This window comes from Klebsiella sp. S69 (assembly GCF_016516145.1).
GTDB classification, from domain to species: Bacteria; Pseudomonadota; Gammaproteobacteria; order Enterobacterales; family Enterobacteriaceae; genus Klebsiella; species Klebsiella oxytoca.
This window is the reverse complement of sequence record NZ_JACVUU010000024.1, coordinates 74,551-95,470: the sequence shown is the minus strand read 5'-3', so window position 1 is coordinate 95,470 and position 20,920 is coordinate 74,551. Positions and strand designations below refer to the sequence as shown.

The 20,920-nt window shown below is 54.6% G+C and carries 23 protein-coding genes and 1 pseudogene; 17 read left to right on the top strand and 7 right to left on the bottom strand.

Annotation, left to right across the window (positions count from 1 at the left end; all coding sequences use genetic code 11):
- Window position 1: 1 nt before the first annotated feature.
- A complete protein-coding gene (yqgB, locus tag IAE27_RS22225; protein WP_127472328.1) occupies window positions 2–133 on the bottom strand; it encodes an acid stress response protein YqgB in 132 nt (43 codons plus the stop codon).
- 702 nt (window positions 134–835) lie between these two features.
- On the opposite strand from yqgB, the gene metK reads away from it, so the two are divergent.
- The 8 genes from metK to ruvX all read left to right on the top strand — a co-directional run bounded on the left by metK (window position 836) and on the right by ruvX (window position 8,095).
- The gene (gene metK / locus IAE27_RS22215) at window positions 836–1,990 is read left to right on the top strand and encodes a methionine adenosyltransferase (protein WP_004115371.1); all 1,155 of its coding nucleotides are present in this window, start codon (window positions 836–838) and stop codon (window positions 1,988–1,990) included.
- Between the two features lie 383 nt (window positions 1,991–2,373).
- Window positions 2,374–3,768: a sugar porter family MFS transporter gene (locus IAE27_RS22210; protein ID WP_004105696.1), complete on the top strand. Its 1,395-nt coding sequence runs from the start codon at window positions 2,374–2,376 to the stop codon at window positions 3,766–3,768.
- Window positions 3,769–3,845: 77 nt separating this feature from the next.
- Complete coding sequence (locus IAE27_RS22205) at window positions 3,846–4,346, top strand: SprT family zinc-dependent metalloprotease (RefSeq protein WP_024274713.1); 501 nt, start codon at window positions 3,846–3,848, stop codon at window positions 4,344–4,346.
- Between the two features lie 94 nt (window positions 4,347–4,440).
- Window positions 4,441–5,148, top strand: coding sequence for a deoxyribonuclease I (gene endA / locus IAE27_RS22200; protein WP_004115375.1), 708 nt, complete (start codon window positions 4,441–4,443; stop codon window positions 5,146–5,148).
- A 91-nt stretch (window positions 5,149–5,239) separates the two neighbouring features.
- On the top strand, window positions 5,240–5,971 hold the full coding sequence (gene rsmE, locus IAE27_RS22195; protein WP_004105702.1) for a 16S rRNA (uracil(1498)-N(3))-methyltransferase: 732 nt from the start codon (window positions 5,240–5,242) through the stop codon (window positions 5,969–5,971).
- A 20-nt stretch (window positions 5,972–5,991) separates the two neighbouring features.
- A complete protein-coding gene (gene gshB / locus IAE27_RS22190; RefSeq protein WP_016807916.1) occupies window positions 5,992–6,939 on the top strand; it encodes a glutathione synthase in 948 nt (315 codons plus the stop codon).
- 176 nt (window positions 6,940–7,115) lie between these two features.
- Window positions 7,116–7,679, top strand: a complete 564-nt coding sequence (locus IAE27_RS22185) for a YqgE/AlgH family protein (RefSeq protein ID WP_004105705.1) — start codon at window positions 7,116–7,118, stop codon at window positions 7,677–7,679.
- On the top strand, window positions 7,679–8,095 hold the full coding sequence (ruvX, locus tag IAE27_RS22180) for a Holliday junction resolvase RuvX (protein ID WP_004105707.1): 417 nt from the start codon (window positions 7,679–7,681) through the stop codon (window positions 8,093–8,095). The genes IAE27_RS22185 and ruvX overlap by 1 nt, the downstream gene beginning before the upstream one ends.
- A gap of 55 nt (window positions 8,096–8,150) precedes the next feature.
- On the opposite strand, the gene IAE27_RS22175 is transcribed toward ruvX, so the two are convergent.
- Complete coding sequence (locus tag IAE27_RS22175) at window positions 8,151–8,804, bottom strand: LuxR C-terminal-related transcriptional regulator (RefSeq protein WP_004105708.1); 654 nt, start codon at window positions 8,802–8,804, stop codon at window positions 8,151–8,153.
- Window positions 8,805–9,152: 348 nt separating this feature from the next.
- Entirely contained in the window at window positions 9,153–10,133 is a 981-nt protein-coding gene (locus tag IAE27_RS22170) for a type IV pilus twitching motility protein PilT (RefSeq protein WP_004105710.1), read from the bottom strand.
- 16 nt (window positions 10,134–10,149) lie between these two features.
- Here IAE27_RS22170 and IAE27_RS22165 point away from each other — a divergent pair, with 16 nt between their 5' ends.
- The 8 genes and pseudogenes from IAE27_RS22165 to IAE27_RS22130 all read left to right on the top strand — a co-directional run bounded on the left by IAE27_RS22165 (window position 10,150) and on the right by IAE27_RS22130 (window position 16,601).
- Window positions 10,150–10,854, top strand: coding sequence for a YggS family pyridoxal phosphate-dependent enzyme (locus IAE27_RS22165; RefSeq protein WP_016807917.1), 705 nt, complete (start codon window positions 10,150–10,152; stop codon window positions 10,852–10,854).
- 17 nt (window positions 10,855–10,871) lie between these two features.
- Window positions 10,872–11,438 carry a YggT family protein gene (locus tag IAE27_RS22160; RefSeq protein WP_004105714.1) on the top strand — a complete coding sequence of 189 codons (567 nt, stop codon included), beginning with the start codon at window positions 10,872–10,874 and terminating at the stop codon, window positions 11,436–11,438.
- Window positions 11,435–11,725: a DUF167 family protein YggU gene (gene yggU / locus IAE27_RS22155; RefSeq protein ID WP_004105716.1), complete on the top strand. Its 291-nt coding sequence runs from the start codon at window positions 11,435–11,437 to the stop codon at window positions 11,723–11,725. The genes IAE27_RS22160 and yggU overlap by 4 nt, the downstream gene beginning before the upstream one ends.
- A 12-nt stretch (window positions 11,726–11,737) precedes the next feature.
- Complete coding sequence (locus tag IAE27_RS22150; RefSeq protein ID WP_004105717.1) at window positions 11,738–12,331, top strand: XTP/dITP diphosphatase; 594 nt, start codon at window positions 11,738–11,740, stop codon at window positions 12,329–12,331.
- Window positions 12,324–13,460: a radical SAM family heme chaperone HemW gene (gene hemW, locus IAE27_RS22145; RefSeq protein WP_004105720.1), complete on the top strand. Its 1,137-nt coding sequence runs from the start codon at window positions 12,324–12,326 to the stop codon at window positions 13,458–13,460. The genes IAE27_RS22150 and hemW overlap by 8 nt, the downstream gene beginning before the upstream one ends.
- Window positions 13,461–13,764: 304 nt before the next feature.
- The gene (locus IAE27_RS22140) at window positions 13,765–14,751 is read left to right on the top strand and encodes a TRAP transporter substrate-binding protein (RefSeq protein ID WP_200092872.1); all 987 of its coding nucleotides are present in this window, start codon (window positions 13,765–13,767) and stop codon (window positions 14,749–14,751) included.
- 45 nt (window positions 14,752–14,796) lie between these two features.
- Window positions 14,797–15,300: a TRAP transporter small permease gene (locus IAE27_RS22135; protein WP_142475509.1), complete on the top strand. Its 504-nt coding sequence runs from the start codon at window positions 14,797–14,799 to the stop codon at window positions 15,298–15,300.
- A pseudogene (locus IAE27_RS22130) lies at window positions 15,300–16,601 on the top strand (TRAP transporter large permease). The gene IAE27_RS22135 and the pseudogene IAE27_RS22130 overlap by 1 nt, the downstream one beginning before the upstream one ends.
- Before the next feature lie 188 nt (window positions 16,602–16,789).
- On the opposite strand, the gene IAE27_RS22125 reads toward IAE27_RS22130, so the two are convergent.
- The 4 genes from IAE27_RS22125 to trmB all read right to left on the bottom strand — a co-directional run bounded on the left by IAE27_RS22125 (window position 16,790) and on the right by trmB (window position 19,723).
- Window positions 16,790–17,797 (bottom strand): DUF1202 family protein, encoded by a 1,008-nt coding sequence (locus IAE27_RS22125; protein WP_049127719.1) that lies wholly within the window; start codon window positions 17,795–17,797, stop codon window positions 16,790–16,792.
- A 110-nt stretch (window positions 17,798–17,907) separates the two neighbouring features.
- On the bottom strand, window positions 17,908–18,627 hold the full coding sequence (locus IAE27_RS22120; RefSeq protein WP_017145429.1) for a DUF2884 domain-containing protein: 720 nt from the start codon (window positions 18,625–18,627) through the stop codon (window positions 17,908–17,910).
- Window positions 18,628–18,677: 50 nt separating this feature from the next.
- Complete coding sequence (locus IAE27_RS22115) at window positions 18,678–19,004, bottom strand: YggL family protein (RefSeq protein WP_004105731.1); 327 nt, start codon at window positions 19,002–19,004, stop codon at window positions 18,678–18,680.
- Complete coding sequence (gene trmB, locus IAE27_RS22110) at window positions 19,004–19,723, bottom strand: tRNA (guanosine(46)-N7)-methyltransferase TrmB (protein WP_004115399.1); 720 nt, start codon at window positions 19,721–19,723, stop codon at window positions 19,004–19,006. The genes IAE27_RS22115 and trmB overlap by 1 nt, the downstream gene beginning before the upstream one ends.
- A 136-nt stretch (window positions 19,724–19,859) precedes the next feature.
- Here trmB and mutY point away from each other — a divergent pair, with 136 nt between their 5' ends.
- Window positions 19,860–20,918, top strand: a complete 1,059-nt coding sequence (mutY, locus tag IAE27_RS22105) for an A/G-specific adenine glycosylase (RefSeq protein ID WP_004105734.1) — start codon at window positions 19,860–19,862, stop codon at window positions 20,916–20,918.
- Window positions 20,919–20,920 lie beyond the last annotated feature (2 nt).

Below are 20,920 nucleotides of genomic sequence, written 5' to 3'. Positions count from 1 at the left end.
CTCAAATTTTAGTAACAAGTGTAAAACAGTTGACTACTATCGCAATCCGAAGAAGCGATAACAACCCATAAACAGTCCGAAATCCCAGTAGATAGTGCTGGACTTGCGGCTGAGCGACCGGTTTCTTATTCATATCATCGTAAAACACGTACCCGAACGGAGTATGACAGTCCGGAGAAACCACGAGAAAACCCTTGCTATCGCAAGAGCGCCCTTGTTCAGTTTTCCTGTAGCCTGCCGGCCCTGGAATCCTGAGAAGCGCCGAGATGGGTAGAACATCGGCTGGTTTGCATGAGAGAGATGCGGATTGAGGAATAGTGACGCGCGACGGAACGACGCGACGAGTCAGGCGAAAAACGTGGGTTCATTATCTGGTATCACCTCCACACTGCCCCGGTACGGGCCAGCGACAAGCCAAAGCTATAGGATCCGGACAGCCAGCAAAAAAGCCGCTGCGGGACTCTGTCAATACAGACTGCTTAACCCGGCTGGAAGTGGCGTCACGAGGTGAGTGCTCGTGCGCTGTTTTAATGAGCCGCGCGCGGCGTTTTATACCGATAAGCGGGGTAAAAAGCAAAATAAAAATATGCGCGTTGCCGGGCATTGTCAGGAAAAATTGCCACCGCCCTTTTTCTATAAATGCGACGAATATCAAAAAAGGCTGGAAATGGGGTCAAGAACTGCCCTAAAATAGCCGTCCAGAAGTTAATCCATCTATACTGATTAACACTCAGACTGCTCGTGTCACTACCTGCAAGCTTTGGTAGAGTCATCCGTCAAAGCCATTCTACACAACAGTATGAGCTACCCGAATCGTCCACAGGTGAAATAAAACATGGCAAAACACCTCTTTACGTCAGAGTCCGTATCCGAAGGGCATCCCGACAAAATTGCTGACCAAATCTCCGACGCCGTGCTGGATGCGATCCTTGAACAGGATCCAAAAGCGCGCGTAGCATGTGAAACCTACGTCAAAACCGGCATGGTTCTGGTGGGTGGCGAAATCACTACCAGCGCCTGGGTTGATATTGAAGAGATCACCCGCAATACGGTCCGTGAAATTGGCTACGTGCATTCCGATATGGGCTTTGACGCCAACTCCTGCGCGGTGCTGAGCGCTATCGGTAAACAGTCTCCGGACATCAACCAGGGCGTTGACCGCGCCGATCCGCTGGAACAGGGCGCGGGCGACCAGGGCCTGATGTTTGGCTATGCGACTAACGAAACCGATGTGCTGATGCCTGCGCCGATCACCTACGCTCACCGTCTGGTGCAGCGTCAGGCTGAAGTACGCAAAAACGGCACCCTGCCGTGGCTGCGCCCGGACGCAAAAAGCCAGGTGACGTTCCAGTACGACGACGGCAAAGTTGTCGGTATTGATGCGGTCGTTCTCTCCACACAGCACGCCGAAAGCATCGATCAGAAATCGCTGCAGGAAGCGGTCATGGAAGAGATCATCAAACCGGTGCTGCCGACCGAGTGGCTGAACAGCGCGACCAAATTCTTTATCAACCCAACCGGCCGTTTTGTTATCGGCGGCCCGATGGGTGACTGCGGCCTGACCGGGCGTAAAATCATCGTTGATACCTACGGCGGCATGGCTCGCCACGGCGGCGGCGCGTTCTCCGGTAAAGATCCGTCTAAAGTCGACCGTTCTGCGGCCTACGCGGCGCGCTATGTGGCGAAAAACATCGTTGCCGCCGGTCTGGCCGATCGTTGCGAAATTCAGGTTTCCTACGCCATCGGCGTCGCAGAGCCGACCTCGATTATGGTTGAAACCTTCGGTACCGAAAAAGTACCGTCCGAGCAGCTGACGCTACTGGTTCGTGAGTTCTTCGACCTGCGTCCGTATGGCCTGATCCAGATGCTTGACCTGCTGCACCCGATCTACAAAGAGACGGCGGCTTACGGTCACTTTGGTCGCGAACATTTCCCTTGGGAAAAAACCGACAAAGCAGCTCAGCTACGCGAAGCGGCCGGCCTGAAATAAGCCCCTGCTCTTCTCGCTCTTAAGGCCAGCCTCGCGCTGGCCTTTTTATTTTCAACCGTATAACCGCAGCCTCTGCATCCAGCCCTTTGCAAAGCTTCCTATGGAAGCGATTACATCCCATGTGCAACATCCTTTTCCTCGACGTGCGCGAAAAATGTAATAACCCTTGGCTTTGTTACACAATATTTCAGCAAACTCTGATTAGCGCTTTAAATTTCTTGAGCTAAACTTTATTAAAATGCTGATTTAAATAAATTAAATGTGATTACCTTTCTTTACGATAGTGTAACCGATTACACCAGCGTGATTATTATCACATTTTTTTACTACGCATTTACCTACCCTATGCCTCGACAGAATCAATAACTCAACCGGAGGGCGTTATGCCTGACAACAAAAAACAAGGGCGTTCAAACAAGACGATGACGTTCTTTGTCTGCTTCCTCGCCGCACTGGCAGGCCTGCTATTTGGCCTGGATATTGGTGTTATTGCGGGTGCCTTACCCTTTATTGCCAACGAGTTCCAGATAAGCGCTCATACGCAGGAATGGGTAGTAAGCTCCATGATGTTCGGCGCCGCGGTCGGCGCGGTCGGCAGCGGCTGGCTCTCCTTCAAACTCGGGCGTAAAAAAAGCCTGATGATTGGCGCCATCCTGTTCGTTGCCGGTTCCCTGTTCTCCGCCGCCGCCCCGAATGTGGAAGTCCTGCTCATTTCCCGCGTGCTGCTCGGCCTCGCCGTTGGCGTCGCTTCCTACACGGCCCCGCTATATTTGTCGGAAATTGCGCCGGAAAAAATTCGCGGCAGCATGATTTCGATGTACCAGCTGATGATCACCATTGGTATTCTCGGGGCGTATCTTTCGGATACCGCTTTCAGCTACAGCGGCGCCTGGCGCTGGATGCTCGGGGTGATCATTATCCCGGCGGTGCTGCTGCTGATTGGTGTAGTTTTCCTGCCGGACAGCCCGCGCTGGTTTGCCGCTAAGCGCCGCTTTGTCGATGCCGAACGCGTTCTGCTGCGCCTGCGCGACACCAGCGCTGAAGCGAAACGCGAGCTGGATGAGATCCGCGAAAGCCTGAAGGTAAAACAGTCCGGCTGGTCGCTGTTCAAAGAAAACAGCAACTTCCGCCGCGCGGTGTTCCTCGGCGTCCTGCTGCAGGTGATGCAACAGTTCACCGGTATGAACGTCATCATGTACTACGCGCCGAAGATTTTTGAACTGGCGGGCTATGCCAACACCACCGAACAGATGTGGGGGACCGTCATCGTCGGTCTGACCAACGTTCTGGCGACCTTTATCGCCATCGGACTGGTTGACCGCTGGGGCCGTAAACCGACGCTGATCCTCGGCTTTATCGTCATGGCGCTCGGCATGGGCGTGCTGGGCAGCATGATGCATATCGGCATCCACTCCGCCACGGCGCAGTACTTTGCCGTCCTGATGCTGCTGATGTTCATCGTGGGTTTTGCGATGAGCGCCGGCCCGCTGATTTGGGTGCTGTGCTCCGAAATCCAGCCGCTGAAAGGGCGTGATTTCGGTATCACCTGCTCAACGGCGACCAACTGGATTGCCAACATGATCGTCGGCGCGACCTTCCTGACGATGCTGAACTCGCTGGGCAGCGCCAACACCTTCTGGGTCTATGGCGGCCTTAACATCCTGTTCATCTTCCTGACTCTGTGGTTGATCCCGGAAACCAAAAACGTTTCGCTGGAACATATTGAACGTAATCTGATGAAAGGCCGTAAACTGCGCGAAATCGGCGCGCGCGACTAGTACGATACACGCTTCCTCCCCTCCGGGAGGAAGCTTCTTCTTGCTCTCCTCATCCCGCCGCACTATCCTCTGGCGCTATGAAAACACCCCGAATTCCCATTGCCCTTCAACAGGCCGTTATGCGCAGCCTGCGGGAAAATCTTGCCAAAGCGAACCTCAAGCTGGGACGACATTACCCTGAACCGGTGCTGGTTTATCAGCAGCGGGGAACCTCCGCCGGTACCGCCTGGCTGGAGAAAAACGAAATTCGCCTTAACCCGGTGCTGCTGCTGGAAAACCAGCAGGCTTTTATCGACGAAGTCGTGCCGCACGAGCTGGCCCATCTGCTGGTATGGAAACACTTTGGCCGCGTGGCGCCACACGGAAAAGAGTGGAAATGGATGATGGAGAGCGTACTGGGCGTACCGGCGCTGCGTACTCATCGTTTCGAACTCGATTCTGTCCGTAAAAATACCTTCCCCTACCGCTGCCAGTGTCAGCAGCATCAGCTTACCGTTCGCCGCCACAATCGCGTGATGCGCGGTGAGGCCACCTATCGCTGCGTGCGCTGCGGCGACGTGCTGGTGGCGGAAAAGTAATCTCCGGAAATAACTGGAAATTTTCTGATCTGACTGATTGCATCAGGCAATCACATTCGTTACGTTGCGGGCTCGTTTTGACACGGAGTTAACGATGTCCCGTATTTATATTTTTGCTGCCGCGTTTCTTAGCGCGGCGGCGTGTGCCCCGCTTGCTGCGGAGGGAATCAACAGTTTTTCTCAGGCCAAAGCCGCTGGCGTCAAGGTCAACGCCGACGTCCCCGGCGATTTCTACTGCGGCTGTAAAATCAACTGGCAGGGGAAAAAGGGCGTTATCGATCTGGAATCATGCGGCTATAAAGTGCGTAAAAATGAGAACCGCGCCAGCCGGGTAGAGTGGGAACACGTGGTTCCGGCCTGGCAGTTTGGTCACCAGCTTCAATGCTGGCAGGACGGCGGGCGGAAAAACTGCGCCAAAGACCCGGTCTATCGCAAGATGGAAAGCGACATGCATAACCTGCAGCCGGCGGTTGGCGAGGTCAACGGCGATCGCGCCAACTTTATGTACAGCCAGTGGAACGGTGGCGAAGGCCAGTACGGCCAGTGTGCGATGAAGGTTGATTTTAAAGATAAAGTTGCAGAGCCGCCGGCTCGCGCCCGGGGCGCGATTGCCCGCACCTACTTCTATATGCGCGACCGCTACCAGCTCAATCTTTCCCGCCAGCAAACCCAGCTGTTTACCGCCTGGAATAAGCTGTACCCGGTAACACGCTGGGAATGCGAACGCGACGCGCGTATTGCAAAAGTTCAGGGCAACCATAATCCTTACGTCCTGCAGGCTTGCCAGGCGCAAAAGAGCTAACCTACACTAGCGGCAATTGTTAATTTGCAGCTTCACGCTTCCCTCTTTAATGAGGGAAGACAATATCTGCGCGAAGAACGGAATATCAAGCATGCGCATCCCTCGCATCCATCACCCGGAACGCATCACTACGGGTAGCCAGATAGCCCTCTCCGACGACGCGGCCAACCATGTCGGTCGCGTTTTACGGATGGGTAAAGGCCAGGCAATCGAGCTTTTTGACGGCAGCAATCAGGTCTTCGAGGCGGTCATTGTCGAGGCAGGTAAGAAACATGTGCTGGTTGAAGTACAGAGCGGCAAAATCGATAACCGCGAATCCCCTCTGCATATCCATTTAGGCCAGGTGATGTCACGCGGCGAAAAAATGGAATTCACCATCCAGAAATCGATCGAACTTGGCGTAAGCCTCATAACGCCACTGTTTTCCGAACGCTGTGGCGTTAAACTGGACGCCGAACGTTTGCACAAGAAGATTCAGCAGTGGCAGAAAATCGCCATTGCCGCCTGCGAGCAAAGCGGCCGCAATGTGGTGCCGGAGATCCGCCCGGCAATGCAGCTCGAAGCCTGGTGCGCGGAGCAGGACGAGGGCCTGAAGCTCAATTTACACCCTCGCGCCAGCGCCAGCATCAATACGCTGCCGCTGCCGGTCGAACGCGTCCGACTGCTGATCGGTCCGGAAGGCGGGCTTTCGGCAGAAGAGATAGCGATGACCGCTCGCTACCAGTTTACTGATATCCTGTTGGGACCGCGCGTTCTGCGTACAGAGACAACTGCGCTCACTGCCATTACCGCCCTGCAGGTGCGTTTTGGCGACTTAGGTTGAAGCGTTAACGGAGAAGAACAATGATTAAGCTCGGCATCGTGATGGACCCCATCGCAACCATCAACATCAAGAAAGACACCAGCTTTGCTATGTTGCTGGAAGGGCAGCGTCGCGGCTATGAACTCCACTATATGGAGATGAACGATCTGTACTTAATCAACGGTGAAGCCCGCGCCCGTACGCGCAAGCTGAGCGTCGAGCAGAACTACGACAAATGGTACGAGTTCAACGGCGAGCAGGATCTGCCTCTGGCGGACCTGGACGTCATTCTGATGCGTAAAGATCCGCCGTTTGATACCGAGTTTATCTATGCGACCTACATCCTCGAACGCGCCGAAGAGAAAGGCACGCTTATCGTCAATAAGCCGCAGAGCCTGCGCGACTGTAACGAAAAGCTGTTTACCGCCTGGTTCTCCGAGCTGACGCCGGAAACGCTGGTCACCCGCAATAAAGCTCAGCTGAAAGCCTTCTGGGAAAAGCACGGCGATGTCATCCTCAAGCCGCTGGACGGCATGGGCGGTACCTCCATTTTCCGCGTGAAAGAGGGTGACCCTAACCTCGGCGTGATTACCGAGACCCTGACCGAGCTGGGCAGCCGCTACTGCATGGCGCAGAACTATCTGCCGGCCATTAAAGACGGCGATAAGCGCGTGCTGGTCGTGGACGGCGAGCCGGTTCCTTACTGCCTGGCCCGTATTCCGCAGGGTGGCGAAACTCGCGGCAACCTCGCCGCTGGCGGCCGTGGCGAAGCGCGCCCCCTGACCGAAAGCGACTGGGCCATCGCCCGCCGCGTAGGCCCGACGCTGAAGGCCAAAGGCTTAATCTTCGTCGGCCTGGATATCATCGGCGATCGCCTGACGGAAATTAACGTCACCAGCCCAACCTGCGTACGTGAAATCGAAGCCGCCTTCCCGATTTCCATCACCGGGATGCTGATGGACGCCATCGAAAAGCGCCTCAATAATTAACGCGCTCATTCAGGCTATGGGCCAGCGCCTGTAGCCTGAAGCACGCTTCAGAGATTCACTTTCAGGCTCAGACAGGCAATGGCCGTGACGCCTGCAAGATAAAGTGAATCGACACTCTCTTGCTTTACCCGCATACTGGGTGCTGCTTTTTTGAACCAGGAACAGAACCTCTGACAATGAATTTACAGCATCACTTTCTGATTGCCATGCCTGCTCTCCAGGACCCGATGTTCCGTCGCTCCGTAGTCTATATCTGCGAGTATAACGATGACGGCGCCATGGGCATCATCATCAATAAGCCGATGGAAAATCTGCAGGTTGAAGGGATCCTGGAGAAGTTAAAAATCACGCCTGAGCCGCGCAATCCCGAGATCCGCCTGGATAAACCGGTGATGGTTGGCGGCCCGCTGGCCGAGGACCGGGGTTTTATACTGCACTCGCCGCCCTCTGACTTTTCTTCCAGCATTCGTATTTCCGATAATACGGTGATCACCACCTCCCGAGACGTGCTCGAAACGCTGGGCACGGATAAACAGCCGGACAACGTGCTGGTTGCGCTGGGATATGCCTCCTGGGAGAAAGGTCAGCTGGAGCAAGAGATACTGGATAACGCCTGGCTCACCGCGCCGGCGGATCGGAACATTTTGTTCAATACGCCAATAGCCGACCGCTGGCGCGAGGCTGCGAAGCTGATCGGCATCGATATCGTCACCATGCCGGCCGCAGCGGGGCATGCCTGATGAGCGGAACGTTTTTAGGCTTTGATTTTGGCACCAAAAGCATCGGCGTCGCCGTAGGGCAGCGCATCACCGGCACTGCCCGCCCCCTGCCCGCATTGAAGGCGCAGGACGGCAAACCTGACTGGAATATTATCGAGAAGCTGCTCAAAGAGTGGCAGCCCGAAAAGGTGGTTGTCGGCCTGCCGCTGAATATGGACGGTACGGAGCAACCTCTGACCGCGCGCGCGCGCAACTTCGCGAATAAAATCCATGGCCGTTTCGGCGTGCAGATAATCCTGCACGATGAGCGTCTGAGCACGGTGGAAGCCAGAGCCGGGTTATTTGAACACGGTGGATTCCGTGCGCTCAATAAAGGCAGCATTGATTCAGCGTCCGCTGTCATTATTCTGGAAAGCTACTTCGAGCAGGGCTTCTGATCCTGAATGCTGGCGCCACATCGCAGCGACAGGCGCCATCATCCTGATTCAGTTTTTAGTGACGCAGATGCTCATTCGCCCAGCTGACCGCCTGGGTTCGGTTCTTCACGCTTAGCTTACGGAACACGTTGTACAGATGGGTACGCACCGTGTTTTCGCTGATAAACAGCGCGCGAGCAATATCCATATTGGTCGCCCCGCAGCGAAGTTCATTAAGGATTTCACATTCGCGCTCGGTCAGCGGCGAACTTTCCACAGGCGCCGATTGATGATCCGCTGCGTACATAGCCGGGTGCATTACGCTCAATTCAGCCGTCTGTTCGCCGTTAAGCACAGCTTTAACGCCCTCAATTAAGCGCAATTCATCATCGTCGTGACGGAAAACGCCATAAAGCGCTGGCCACTGTGCCATTTCGTAGAGCTCATACTTTTGTGCGCTGTTGATAATCAATAAACGGGGGTTATCTACCTGCAGGCGAATAATATCACGCCACACGCTATTCAACTTTTTATTTGAAACCGCAATATCAAATAATATTACAGAATCTTTCACAAGTCGTTGCGCGAGGGGTTTGTTAATATTTTGCAGGATCACTGTAGCAGATAACCTGTCAGCCAGCCAGGTTGCAAATGCCTTGCTTTGAATTGAGGGGTGAGTAATAAAGGTAACCTGATGAGAAAGAACTGAATCCTCAGAAAAATTAATCACTTAAAACTCTCCTTAGTTGATACCCGCCTTCATAGCGGTTAAATGAATTAACAAGAATACCATCGCCGGTGTATTTATAAATAAAAACCAAATTTACACTTTGAAACAATATTCCATGGGAATTTTCCTATCCCTGTAAACAGCATAAATCGAATACCTTGAGAGAGTCAAAAGATTATCAAACTTTTTTCCTGGTTATGGGAGGTTTATGTCAATTCGTTTTTCATAGCCTACATTATTCGGCTTAATTCCATATGGTTCCTTGTAATATAAAATAATAATACCGAACATTAATAAAACATTATCATAACAAGCCATTGGTAAGATGTCTGAATATAAAAAATGCAGCTATAAAAGACCCGCTGCCGTACGTTGCTGAAAGCTTTGCGTAAATGTTTGCATGCCAGATTGCTGCCCGGTTTGCATCACGCCGGGCAGCTGATGCGTTTTTCCTTCCCGGATCAAATTCGCCACTGCTGGGGTATTAACTAAAAGCTCGTATAGCGCAACTCTGCCGCCTGCAGCATCCGGAAACAATTTTTGTGCCAGTACCGCGCACAAACTTCCCGCCAGCTGGCTGCGAACCTGCTCTTTCTCCTGGGCGGGAAAGACATCCACCAGCCTTTCAACCGCCTGCGCCGCGCCGCGCGTATGCAGCGTCGCCATAACCAGATGTCCGGTCTCCGCTGCCGTAAGTGCCAGGCGGATAGTTTCGCTATCGCGCAGTTCCCCTAACAGAATGACGTCCGGATCCTGACGCAGCGCAGCGCGTAACGCCGCGGCAAAGGAGGGGCAGTGGCGGCCGATTTCCCGCTGCTGGATCAGGCAACGCTCGCTGTGGTGAATAAATTCGACCGGATCTTCCAGCGTCAGGATATGACCATTGAGGCGCTGATTAAGATAGCCCACCATCGCCGCCAGGGTAGTTGATTTCCCGCTGCCGGTGGCGCCCGTGACGAGGATAAGCCCGCTCTCCTCATTGAGCAGCTCGCTTAAGGCGGCTGGTACACCGAGCGCCTCCAGCTGCGGGCAGGTTTCCGCCAGCAGACGCAGCGCCAGCGACAGGCCGCGGCTGTGGGCAAATGCGCTGGCGCGAAGGCGTGGCCCGCCAGCCGGCGCTAAAGCGAAATCGACCTGCCCGCTGGCCTGCCACTGCGCGAGCTGCTCGGCGTTGAGCCAGTCATGGAGTATTTTGCTGATATCAGGGGAGGTAAAAGGCGCAGGCTCCAGCTTTCCCTGGCGACGCCAGCGCGGCGCTGAAGCATTGCACAGGTGTAGATCGGAGACGTTATGCTTTACACTAAGGGCCACTATTTCTTCCAGTTCCATAACTCATCCTCGGTATATGAACGATATTGCGCATAACCTGGCACAGGTCCGGGACAAAATCTCAGCCGCTGCCGCACGCTGCGGCCGTGCTCCAGAAGAAGTTACGCTGCTTGCAGTCAGTAAAACGAAACCTGCGAGCGCTATCGAAGAAGCGATGGCCGCAGGCCAGGTCGCGTTTGGCGAAAACTATGTTCAGGAAGGGGTGGAGAAAATCCGCTACTTTCAGGAGACCGGGGCAAGCGGGCTGCAGTGGCACTTTATTGGTCCGCTGCAGTCCAACAAAAGCCGCCTCGTGGCCGAACATTTTGACTGGTGTCATACCGTCGATCGACTCAAAATCGCCGCTCGCCTCAGTGAACAGCGCCCTGCCGACATGCCGCCGCTCAACGTGCTGATTCAAATCAACATTAGCGATGAGCAGAGCAAGTCGGGTATTCCGCCTGCAGAGCTGGACGCGCTGGCGGCAGAGATCGCTAAATTGCCGAATCTGCAGCTGCGCGGTTTAATGGCCATCCCCGCGCCTGAGTCAGAATATGTAAGGCAGTTTGCCGTCGCCCAACAAATGGCGGTAGCATTTGCGCGGCTAAAAACGCACTACCCTACCGTCGATACGTTGTCGCTGGGAATGTCGGATGATATGGAAGCCGCCATCGCGGCGGGAAGCACTATGGTGCGCATCGGAACCGCAATTTTCGGCGCGCGCGACTACAGCAAAAAATAAGGAATCTGAGGAACGCCATGAAGACGTTGACTTTCCTGCTCTCAACGGTCATTGAGCTTTATACAATGGTCGTGTTGTTACGCGTCTGGATGCAGTGGGCGCGCTGCGACTTTTATAACCCGTTTTCGCAGTTCGTGGTCAAGGCTACGCAGCCTGTCGTTGGGCCGCTGCGCCGCATTATCCCGGCGATGGGGCCGCTCGACAGCGCCTCCCTGCTGGTCGCCTTTATTCTCTGCGTCGTGAAAGCTATCGTCCTGTTTATGGTCGTCACCTTCCAGCCGATTATCTGGATCTCCGCGCTGCTGATCCTTATCAAAACCGTCGGCTCGCTGATCTTCTGGGTTCTTCTGTTAATGGCGATCATGAGCTGGGTAAGCCAGGGCCGTAGCCCGGTGGAATATGTTCTGATGCAGCTGGCAGACCCGCTGCTGCGCCCTATCCGCAGGCTGCTGCCCTCAATGGGCGGAATTGATTTCTCGCCGATGGTGCTGGTTCTGCTGCTGTACGTGATCAATATGGGTATCGCCGAACTGTTGCAGGCTACCGGTAACGTTCTGCTTCCAGGGCTGTGGATGGCGCTATGAGTGCTGTCCAGGCCTGCGCTGACGGTCTGGTCTTAAGGCTGTATATTCAGCCTAAGGCCAGCCGCGACAGCATCGTTGGTTTACATGGCGACGAACTCAAAGTCGCCATTACCGCGCCACCCGTTGACGGCCAGGCCAACGCCCATCTGGTAAAATTTCTCGCCAAACAGTTTCGCGTAGCAAAAAGCCAGGTGCTTATTGAGAAGGGCGAACTGGGTCGCCACAAACAGATAAAAATCATTCATCCGCAGCAGATCCCCGACGGGGTCGCTGCGCTGACAGAATAGACAGGATCTCTTATGCAAAAAGTTGTTCTCGCCACCGGCAATCCCGGTAAAGTGCGCGAGCTGGCCTCGCTGCTGGCAGATTTTGGCCTCGATATCGTGGCGCAAACCGAACTGGGCGTGGATTCCGCAGAGGAAACCGGCCTCACGTTTATCGAAAACGCCATTCTTAAAGCGCGCCACGCCGCGCAGATTACCGGCCTTCCGGCTATCGCCGATGACTCAGGTCTGGCCGTCGATGCGTTAGGCGGCGCGCCTGGCATCTATTCTGCCCGCTATTCCGGTGAAGATGCGACCGACCAGCGCAATCTGGAAAAACTGCTCGACGCGCTACGCGACGTGCCGGACGATAAGCGCCAGGCGCAGTTCCACTGCGTGCTGGTCTATCTGCGCCATGCGGAAGATCCCACGCCGCTGGTGTGCCACGGCAGTTGGCCAGGCATCATCGCTCGCCAGGCCGCCGGCAGCGGCGGCTTTGGTTACGATCCGATTTTCTTTGTTCCGACGGAAGGTAAAACCGCAGCGGAGCTGAGCCGTGAAGAGAAGAGCGCCATTTCCCACCGCGGACGAGCGCTGAAACTGTTACTGGAAGCCTTACGTAATGGCTAATTTGCCGCCCCTGAGCCTCTACATTCACATCCCGTGGTGCGTGCAGAAATGCCCGTACTGCGATTTCAACTCGCATGCGTTGAAGGGCGAAGTGCCGCATGATGACTATGTCCAGCATCTGCTGAACGATCTGCGCGCCGACGCCCACTATGCGCAGGGACGTGAAATCGGGACGATTTTTATTGGCGGCGGTACGCCGAGCCTGCTCTCCGGCCCGGCGATGCAAACCCTACTCGATGGCGTACGCGCGGCTCTTCCGCTGGCGGCCGGAGCCGAAATCACGATGGAAGCCAACCCCGGCACCGTGGAAGCGGATCGCTTCGTGGAGTATCAGCGCGCCGGCATTAATCGCATCTCCATCGGCGTACAGAGCTTTAGCGAGCAAAAGCTGCAGCGTCTGGGGCGCATTCATGGGCCACAGGAAGCCAAACGCGCGGCAAACCTGGCAAGCGGTCTGGGACTACGCAGCTTTAACCTCGATTTAATGCATGGTCTGCCGGACCAGTCTCTGGAAGAGGCGCTGGACGACCTGCGCCAGGCGATTGCGCTCAATCCGCCGCATCTCTCCTGGTATCAGTTGACCATTGAACCAAATACCCTGTTTGGTTCGCGACCGCCGGTCCTGCCTGACGACGATGCGCTGTGGGATATTTATGAGCAGGGGCATAGCCTGCTTAGCGCCGCGGGCTACCGGCAATATGAAACTTCCGCCTATGCAAAACCGGGATATCAGTGCCAGCATAATCTGAACTACTGGCGCTTTGGCGACTACCTGGGCATTGGCTGCGGCGCGCACGGTAAAGTGACGTTTGCGGACGGACGCATTCTGCGGACGGCGAAAACCCGCCACCCGCGCGGCTATATGGAAGGCCGTTACCTGGAGCGCCAGCATGATGTTGAGAACGCAGATAAACCGTTTGAGTTCTTTATGAACCGTTTCCGCCTGCTCGAAGCGGCGCCACGGGATGAATTCAGCCGCTTTACCGGCCTCGACGAGCGGACGATCCGCCCGCAAATCGATGCCGCTATTGCTCAGGGCTACCTGACGGAAGATGAAGGCTGCTGGCAGATTACCGAGCACGGCAAGCTATTTTTGAACTCCCTTCTCGAATTATTCCTCAGCGAATAAACCTCTCCCTGATTATCCCGTTATATAAATAGCGGGATAATTAATTATTCGTTTTTCCCGAAATATTAATATCGTAATTCCCGAAGAATCTCAGTTCAGCATTCTTAATAAAAATTAATTCACATTCATTTATAGAAAATAAATATAACCTAACGCACAAAAATACGCATTTCATCGTCTCATTGGAAAAAAGTGTGAGTCAGACAGCTTAAAGGTGTACGACAACCAGGATAATATGTCATACAGAAACAAAGAATGACTCTTTAGATATTGACCAATTAACCTAAGTGCATGGAGCCGACTCATGAAAAAACTCTCGTTTTCTCGTTCTCTGGTATGTGTTTCTTTGCTTGCCCTGCTCTCAGAGGGCGCCAGCGCAGCTGAAAAAGTTACGTTAAAACTGGCACATAACCTTGAACGCAGCCACGTTGTTCATCAGGCGTTTGAGCAGATGGCGAAAGAGGTTAACCAACTTTCCAACGGCAATATGAAAATCCGCATTTACCCCAGTAGCCAGATGGGCAGCGCGCGTGAAACGATGGAGTTATTACAAAACGGCGCACTGGATATGACGAAAGGTTCCGCCAGCGACCTGGAGTCATTTGATAACGTCTACGCGATATATAATTTACCGTTCCTGTTCAAGGATCAGAATCACTTCAATAAAGTCGTCTTCGGTGAAGTGGGTAAAGAAATAATGGAGTCCACGAAAGATAAAGGATTCCTTGCCCTTTCCGCTTATGTTGCCGGGACCCGAAGTTTTTATGCTAAAAAACCCATTACTAAACCGGAAGATTTAAAAGGGCTGAAAATCCGCGTCCAGGCCAGTCCGACAACGTTGAAAATGATCGAATTAATGGGCGGTTCGCCAACGCCAATTTCGTTTGGTGAAGTCTATACCGCGATGCAGCAGGGCGTAGTGGACGGCGCGGAAAATAACGTACCTTCCTGGGTACAAACGCGCCATATCGAAATCGCTAAGGTTTTCTCAGAAGATGAACATGCCTCCATCCCGGACTTCCTCGTTATCTCCAGCAAAACCTGGGACAAGCTGACGCCGGAGCAGCAGCAAATCCTGAACGAGGCGGCGAAAGCCTCAGAGGCCTATCAGCAAAAACTGTGGGACAAAATTGACGCCGACACCCGCGCGCAGGCCAAAGCCATGGGCGGCGAAATTATCAAAGTTGATAAAGCACCGTTCCGCGCCGCCGTTCAACCGCTCTTTGATGACTTCAAAAAAGATCCGAAGCAGGCGGCTCTGCTGGCCAAATTTGAAGCTGCTGCTGAATAACACTTAGCGGGCCAGCCGCTGGCCCCATTCACCGGGAACTCAAAGATGATACTTAACCGCATAAAGCTGGCGGTGGACCGCACGATCGCCGCATTCTCCGTCGCCGTTATGATTGCGCTGGTGGTCTGCGTCGTCTGGCAGGTATTTAGCCGCTACGTGCTAAACCAGCCAAGCACCCTGACCGACGAACTGGCGCGCTTTTTAATGATTTGGGTCGGGCTGCTGGGTGCGGCATATACCGTCGGCGCCCAGCGTCATCTGGCTATCGATTTACTGGCGATGACGCTCCCTCCTCGCAGGCAGGCGCTTCTCAGCGTCATCATTAATCTGCTGATCTTTATTTTTGCTGGTTCAGTAATTGTGACCGGTGGCGTGAAGCTGATTGAGAAAACGCTATCGACGTCCCAGGTCTCAGCGGCGATGCAAATCCCCATGGGCTACGTGTATCTGATCCTGCCGCTAACCGGGATCATTATGATGTTCTACGCGTTGTGTTTTATCAGCACCGGACTGAAAAACATGAAGCACTCTGCAGCGGGGGAAAATTGATGGACAGCTATATCGCACTGATGCTATTTGGCTCTTTTTTTATTCTGGTTTTTATTGGCGTACCTATCTCCTTCTCCATTGGCATCGCTACCGTCGGTTCGATGCTGCTGATGTTCCCCTAGGATATCGCAGTGATTACCGTTTCTCAGCGCCTGGCAAACGGCCTCGATAACTTCGCGCTGCTGGCGATTCCATTCTTTATCTTTGCCGGAACCCTGATGAACAGCGGCGGGATTGCCATACGTTTAATCAATCTGGCCCAGGTGATGGTCGGACGCGTGCCGGGCTCTCTGGGCCACGTCAACGTGCTTGCCAATATGATGTTCGGTTCGATTTCAGGCTCAGCGGTCGCCGCCGCCGCCGCGGTCGGCGGCACGCTCAACCCCATACAGACGCAGAAAGGCTACGATCCGGCCTTCTCTACGGCGGTGAACGTCTCATCCTGCATCACGGGTCTGCTTATTCCGCCGTCAAACGTACTGATCGTCTTTTCCCTGACCGCAGGCGGCGTCTCGGTGGCCTCGCTGTTTATGGCCGGCTATTTGCCGGGCATCCTGATGGGCCTGGCTATTATGGTGGTCTGTGCCGTCATTGCTAAACGTCGCGGCTATCCGGTTTCCGAACGTCCGACCTGCGCCCAGGCGGCAAAAGCGTTTTTCGATGCTCTGCCCAGCCTGCTGCTGGTTATCATTGTGATGGGCGGGATCCTTGGCGGCATTTTTACCGCGACGGAAGCCTCTGCCATCGCCGTGGTTTACACCTTTATTCTGTCGGTACTGATATATCGGGAAGTGAAGTGGCGCGATCTGCCGAAACTGATTCTGGAATCGGTAGTCATGACCTCTATTGTGCTGCTGCTGATTGGCTTTTCCGTGGGCATGTCGTGGGCGATGACCAACGCCGACATTCCCTACATGATAAGCGACGCGCTAATGGGCGTTTCTGAAAACCCGGTGGTGATTCTGCTGCTGATAAATATCGTGCTGTTAATCGTCGGGATCTTTATGGATATGACCCCAGCGGTGCTGATTTTCACGCCGATATTCCTGCCAATCGCGCAGGACCTGGGGATGGATCCGGTGCACTTCGGTATTATGATGGTCGCCAATCTGTGTATCGGGCTGCTCACCCCACCGGTTGGCAGCGCGCTGTTCGTTGGCTGTTCTATTTCTGGCGTCAAAATTCAGCAGTTGATCAAACCGCTGCTGCCGTTCTACGCCGCCCTGCTGATCGCGCTGATGATGATTGTCTATATCCCGCAGATTTCGCTGTTTATTCCGCAGCTGCTGGGGCTGATGTAGCGTTATTGCCCTGGAAAGGAGGGGACGCATTCCTGAGGAAGAATGGGCGTTAGACCTTGAGCTAACGCTTCTGCCGGGCGGCGGCTAGCGCCGTGACCGGCTGACAAAAGCTTCAATAGCAAAATATTCTGTCATCCGACAAGCTCATACGCGCCAGGCGCAGCCGGGCCATTCCGAACCTGATCCGGCTACTTTAGAACCCCGTTGCGGCGCATCTTCTCCAGCCCCTCCTGCCAGTATTTTTCGTCGCGAGCCAACTCCCGGTAGCGGATCTCCAGCGCCATCAGCTGCGCGTTCAGTTCGCCTTTTTGCTTCTGCAGCGGCGCTATCTTTTTATCGCGCGCGGCCATCTCCGCTTTGATATTTTCACTCATCTCTTTATGCTGGCGATAATAGTTACGCTTCTGCTCATTCAGCACGGCATCGCGCTCGGCGCGCAGCGGCGCAGCATCGCAAACCGCTTTTTTCTGACAGGCGGCCAGTGCGGGTTCATAGAGAGTTTTGTAGTAATGATTCTCGAACTTCAGCGGATCGTTTTGCCGGTCTACTTCATACATTTTTTCCAGCATCGCCTGCTGCACGTCGCTGCGATCGAGCGGCTTGCCGTTCGCATCCGTACCCCATGAACGGTTAATCCGCTCCTCTAACGCGGCGATCTCGGTTTTCAGCACATCCTGTTGCCCTTGCAGCGTCTTCATCGTGGCTTTGCTGGCGGCAAAGCTGGCGTCAATTTTGGCAAATTGCGCCATAAATTTGTGGTCATTGACGATCAGGGTTTTACTTTCATCCCCTCCGATTTCCTTAAAGGTTCTCCCGCCCCTCTTCGCCGCCATCTGCAGAGAAAAGAATTCGGTCTGCCAGCCGGAGTCTTTGGTCCCTACCGCGGTCATCATGGCGGAGAACTTTACCGGCCGCCCCCTGGTCCAGACTCGCTCATAAAAAAAGTAATCTCCCGCGACGCCGACGCGAATATAGAGATCTTCCGCGGCGGCCATATCGCCTTCCAGCATATAGGTCGCCTGATTTCCCCTGGCGTCGAGCTGCTTCAGCGTCACGTTTTGCAAGCGCATAATCCCGCCAGTCTGTTCAGCAAACTGCTGTTTTACCACGTCGTCTGTTGGCGTGTTGGCATCCGCCAGCACGTGACAAGGGGAAGCGATCATCAGGACGGTGAGTGTTTTCCATGCATATTTCATCAGCAAATTCCTTTTATGAATACAGCAGGCATCATAAGGAGTTCGCCAGCGCAGGCAGGATAAATGAAATCTGATTTTGCTACCTGCGGACGCAGGTAGCGGAATAAAGCTTACTTTAACGACCCCACCAGCGCTTTGCGGCTATCCTCAAGGGAAACCACGCGGCTGCAGACATCCTTACCAAACTGCTGGAAATCGGCTTCCTGATTTTTCCATTCATCCTGAATGGCGGTTTGCAGGCCGCCAAGGCTGCCGAGGATCCCCTGCAGCGGGTTACCGCCGCCTTTGAGAACCGCCTTCGCGCCCATCTCGTTGATGCTGTCCTGCAGGATGCCGCCCATCGCCTGGTTTACCAGCTGCTGGCCGTCGGCGCGCACCTGATCGATAGCTTTATAGTGGAACGTCAGGCCATCGTTACGATGTTCAATTATGCGGCTCATTTGCGCTTTCAGCTGCGCATCAAGCTTGGTCAGGCGGCTATGCATGCTGCTGCTGGCCCCTACCTGTTCGGTAATAATTTTATCCAGCGCGGCGCGGCCTTTTTCTACCCGCGAGCGTGCGCCTTCATCAATCCACGGCAGGCTGCTGCGCAGGCTGGCCTGATAGTCCTGAGCCTGTTCGCGCTGAGCGGCGTTCAGAGAATACGCTTTCCCGTTAAAGCTCAGGCTGCCGTCCGGCTTAATCACCAGATCGCCATTTTCGCCTTTCACCTGCACCTGCTGCGGGCTGAGGATGACATCGTCACGCGGCGTGACGCTACACTGGTAGTCCGCATGCGCGGACAAAGCGGTGACGGAAAGCGCCACAGCTAACAGCGTTTTGCGCATCATTTAACTCCCTTCAGACAAAACGGGCCGGCAGTTGCCGACCCTTGTCAAACTTAGTCCCACCAGATATCAAAAAGTTCGCTGGTGCGTACATCGGCCAGCCCGCGGTCTTCCAGCCATTTACGCACAATGGCCTGGTGCTCCTCGGTGCATTTACCGATTTCCTGCAGGCAGATCAGGCCTTCCCAGGAGAGATAGCCGCTGCCGTCAAAGGCCAGCTTATTAGGCTCAATCACCTCATCAATCAGATCGTTAACGGTCTGGTCGATCTGCTCTTCGCTGGTTCCTTCCGCGAAACGCCACGCGACGGAAAAACCCACTTCCTGAAATTCGTCGATATGCATTTTTTTACGCAGACGACGGCTACGATTCGTTGCCATTATTTCACCCTCTCGAACATTAAGTCCCATACGCCGTGGCCAAGACGATGGCCACGCTGTTCAAATTTGGTTACCGGGCGCGATTCCGGGCGCGGCACATAGTCGTTGCTTTCTGACCGGTTGCGATATCCTTCAAGCGAGGACATCACTTCCAGCATATGCTCGGCATAGGGCTCCCAGTCGGTCGCCATATGGAAAACGCCGCCCAGCTTCAGTTTACTTTTCACCAGTTCGGCAAAAGGCGGCTGAACGATCCGGCGCTTATTATGACGCGCTTTGTGCCACGGGTCAGGGAAAAACAGCTGCACCATGCTCAGGGAGTTATCGGGGATCATCGCGTGCAGCACTTCTACCGCATCGTGGCACATAACGCGCAGATTTTGCACGCCCTCTTCTTCAGCAGACGCCAGACAGGCGCCGACGCCAGGAGAGTGCACTTCAATGCCGAGGAAATTCTGCTGCGGCTTCTCTTTCGCCATCGCCACCAGCGAAGCGCCCATACCAAAACCAATCTCCAGCGTGATGGGCGCTTCACGGCCAAACAGCGCGGCAAAATCGAGCGGCGCATCGTTAAATTCAACGCCCATCACCGGCCAAATGGTGTCCAGCGCGTGCTGCTGACCTTTAGTCAGGCGGCCCTGACGACGGACGAAGCTGCGAATACGGCGCAGCGGACGGCCGTTTTCATCGAATTCCGGAGATATGACGTCGTTTTTCATAAAAGTTAAGTCTGCTTGTGAGAGTGTTCGGAAAACGGGCATTATCCAAAGTTACCCGGCGGATGCAAGGGTTTACAGCCTCTCGCCCTTGTGCTGCAATCTGCCACCTTATAATCGCTATCCCGGAGCCGTAGCTTTGACTTTTCTCGCCGCGCAATTTTCAGCCCAGGTACTGGACTGGTACGACAAATACGGACGTAAAACCCTGCCCTGGCAAATCGGCAAGACGCCCTACAAAGTATGGCTCTCCGAGGTGATGTTGCAACAAACGCAGGTGGCGACGGTTATCCCCTATTTTGAGCGCTTTATGGCGCGTTTCCCAACAATTACCGATCTGGCCAATGCGCCACTCGATGAAGTCCTCCATCTGTGGACCGGGCTGGGCTATTACGCCCGCGCGCGCAATCTGCATAAAGCGGCGCAGCAGGTGGCCACCCTGCACGGCGGAAACTTCCCGCAAACTTTTGATGAAGTCGCCGCGCTGCCGGGCGTGGGTCGTTCCACCGCCGGGGCGATTTTATCCCTTTCTCTCGGTCAGCATTATCCGATTCTCGACGGCAACGTGAAGCGCGTGCTCGCGCGCTGCTATGCTGTCAGCGGTTGGCCGGGGAAAAAAGAGGTTGAGAAACGCCTGTGGGATATTAGTGAGGACGTGACGCCAGCGAAAGGGGTTGAGCGTTTTAACCAGGCCATGATGGACCTCGGGGCGATGGTGTGTACCCGCTCTAAGCCCAAATGCGAGCTCTGTCCGCTGAATAACGGCTGCGTAGCCTACGCCAGTCATTCATGGGCTCAATATCCAGGCAAAAAACCGAAACAGACGATCCCGGAACGTACCGGCTATTTCCTGCTGATGCAGCACGGCGATGAGGTATTTCTCTGCCAGCGCCCGCCAGTGGGTTTATGGGGCGGATTGTTCTGCTTCCCGCAGTTTGAAGATGAAGATGCGCTGCGGCAGTGGCTGGCGCAGCGCCAGATTAAGGCCGATAATCTGACGCAATTAACCGCGTTTCGCCACACTTTCAGCCATTTCCATCTGGATATTGTGCCGATGTGGCTTACAGTGCACTCATCCGGCGCATGCATGGATGAAGGGGGCGCACTCTGGTATAACTTAGCGCAGCCGCCGTCCGTCGGTCTGGCGGCCCCCGTGGAGCGCTTGTTGCAACAGTTAAAAGCCGGAGCACCGGTTTAGCT

Excerpts from the sequence above, each read along its gene's own strand:
- IAE27_RS22120 (WP_017145429.1), bottom strand. The coding sequence starts at position 18,627 with ATGATGCGCAAAACGCTGTTAGCTGTGGCGCTTTCCGTCACCGCTTTG.
- trmB (WP_004115399.1), bottom strand. The coding sequence starts at position 19,723 with ATGAAAAACGACGTCATATCTCCGGAATTCGATGAAAACGGCCGTCCG.
- IAE27_RS22140 (WP_200092872.1), top strand. The coding sequence starts at position 13,765 with ATGAAAAAACTCTCGTTTTCTCGTTCTCTGGTATGTGTTTCTTTGCTT.
- IAE27_RS22135 (WP_142475509.1), top strand. The coding sequence starts at position 14,797 with ATGATACTTAACCGCATAAAGCTGGCGGTGGACCGCACGATCGCCGCA.
- IAE27_RS22165 (WP_016807917.1), top strand. The coding sequence starts at position 10,150 with ATGAACGATATTGCGCATAACCTGGCACAGGTCCGGGACAAAATCTCA.
- IAE27_RS22115 (WP_004105731.1), bottom strand. The coding sequence starts at position 19,004 with ATGGCAACGAATCGTAGCCGTCGTCTGCGTAAAAAAATGCATATCGAC.
- IAE27_RS22205 (WP_024274713.1), top strand. The coding sequence starts at position 3,846 with ATGAAAACACCCCGAATTCCCATTGCCCTTCAACAGGCCGTTATGCGC.
- yqgB (WP_127472328.1), bottom strand. The coding sequence starts at position 133 with ATGAATAAGAAACCGGTCGCTCAGCCGCAAGTCCAGCACTATCTACTG.
- ruvX (WP_004105707.1), top strand. The coding sequence starts at position 7,679 with ATGAGCGGAACGTTTTTAGGCTTTGATTTTGGCACCAAAAGCATCGGC.
- metK (WP_004115371.1), top strand. The coding sequence starts at position 836 with ATGGCAAAACACCTCTTTACGTCAGAGTCCGTATCCGAAGGGCATCCC.
- gshB (WP_016807916.1), top strand. The coding sequence starts at position 5,992 with ATGATTAAGCTCGGCATCGTGATGGACCCCATCGCAACCATCAACATC.
- IAE27_RS22160 (WP_004105714.1), top strand. The coding sequence starts at position 10,872 with ATGAAGACGTTGACTTTCCTGCTCTCAACGGTCATTGAGCTTTATACA.
- IAE27_RS22185 (WP_004105705.1), top strand. The coding sequence starts at position 7,116 with ATGAATTTACAGCATCACTTTCTGATTGCCATGCCTGCTCTCCAGGAC.
- yggU (WP_004105716.1), top strand. The coding sequence starts at position 11,435 with ATGAGTGCTGTCCAGGCCTGCGCTGACGGTCTGGTCTTAAGGCTGTAT.
- rsmE (WP_004105702.1), top strand. The coding sequence starts at position 5,240 with ATGCGCATCCCTCGCATCCATCACCCGGAACGCATCACTACGGGTAGC.
- endA (WP_004115375.1), top strand. The coding sequence starts at position 4,441 with ATGTCCCGTATTTATATTTTTGCTGCCGCGTTTCTTAGCGCGGCGGCG.
- IAE27_RS22125 (WP_049127719.1), bottom strand. The coding sequence starts at position 17,797 with ATGAAATATGCATGGAAAACACTCACCGTCCTGATGATCGCTTCCCCT.
- IAE27_RS22210 (WP_004105696.1), top strand. The coding sequence starts at position 2,374 with ATGCCTGACAACAAAAAACAAGGGCGTTCAAACAAGACGATGACGTTC.
- IAE27_RS22150 (WP_004105717.1), top strand. The coding sequence starts at position 11,738 with ATGCAAAAAGTTGTTCTCGCCACCGGCAATCCCGGTAAAGTGCGCGAG.
- hemW (WP_004105720.1), top strand. The coding sequence starts at position 12,324 with ATGGCTAATTTGCCGCCCCTGAGCCTCTACATTCACATCCCGTGGTGC.
- IAE27_RS22170 (WP_004105710.1), bottom strand. The coding sequence starts at position 10,133 with ATGGAACTGGAAGAAATAGTGGCCCTTAGTGTAAAGCATAACGTCTCC.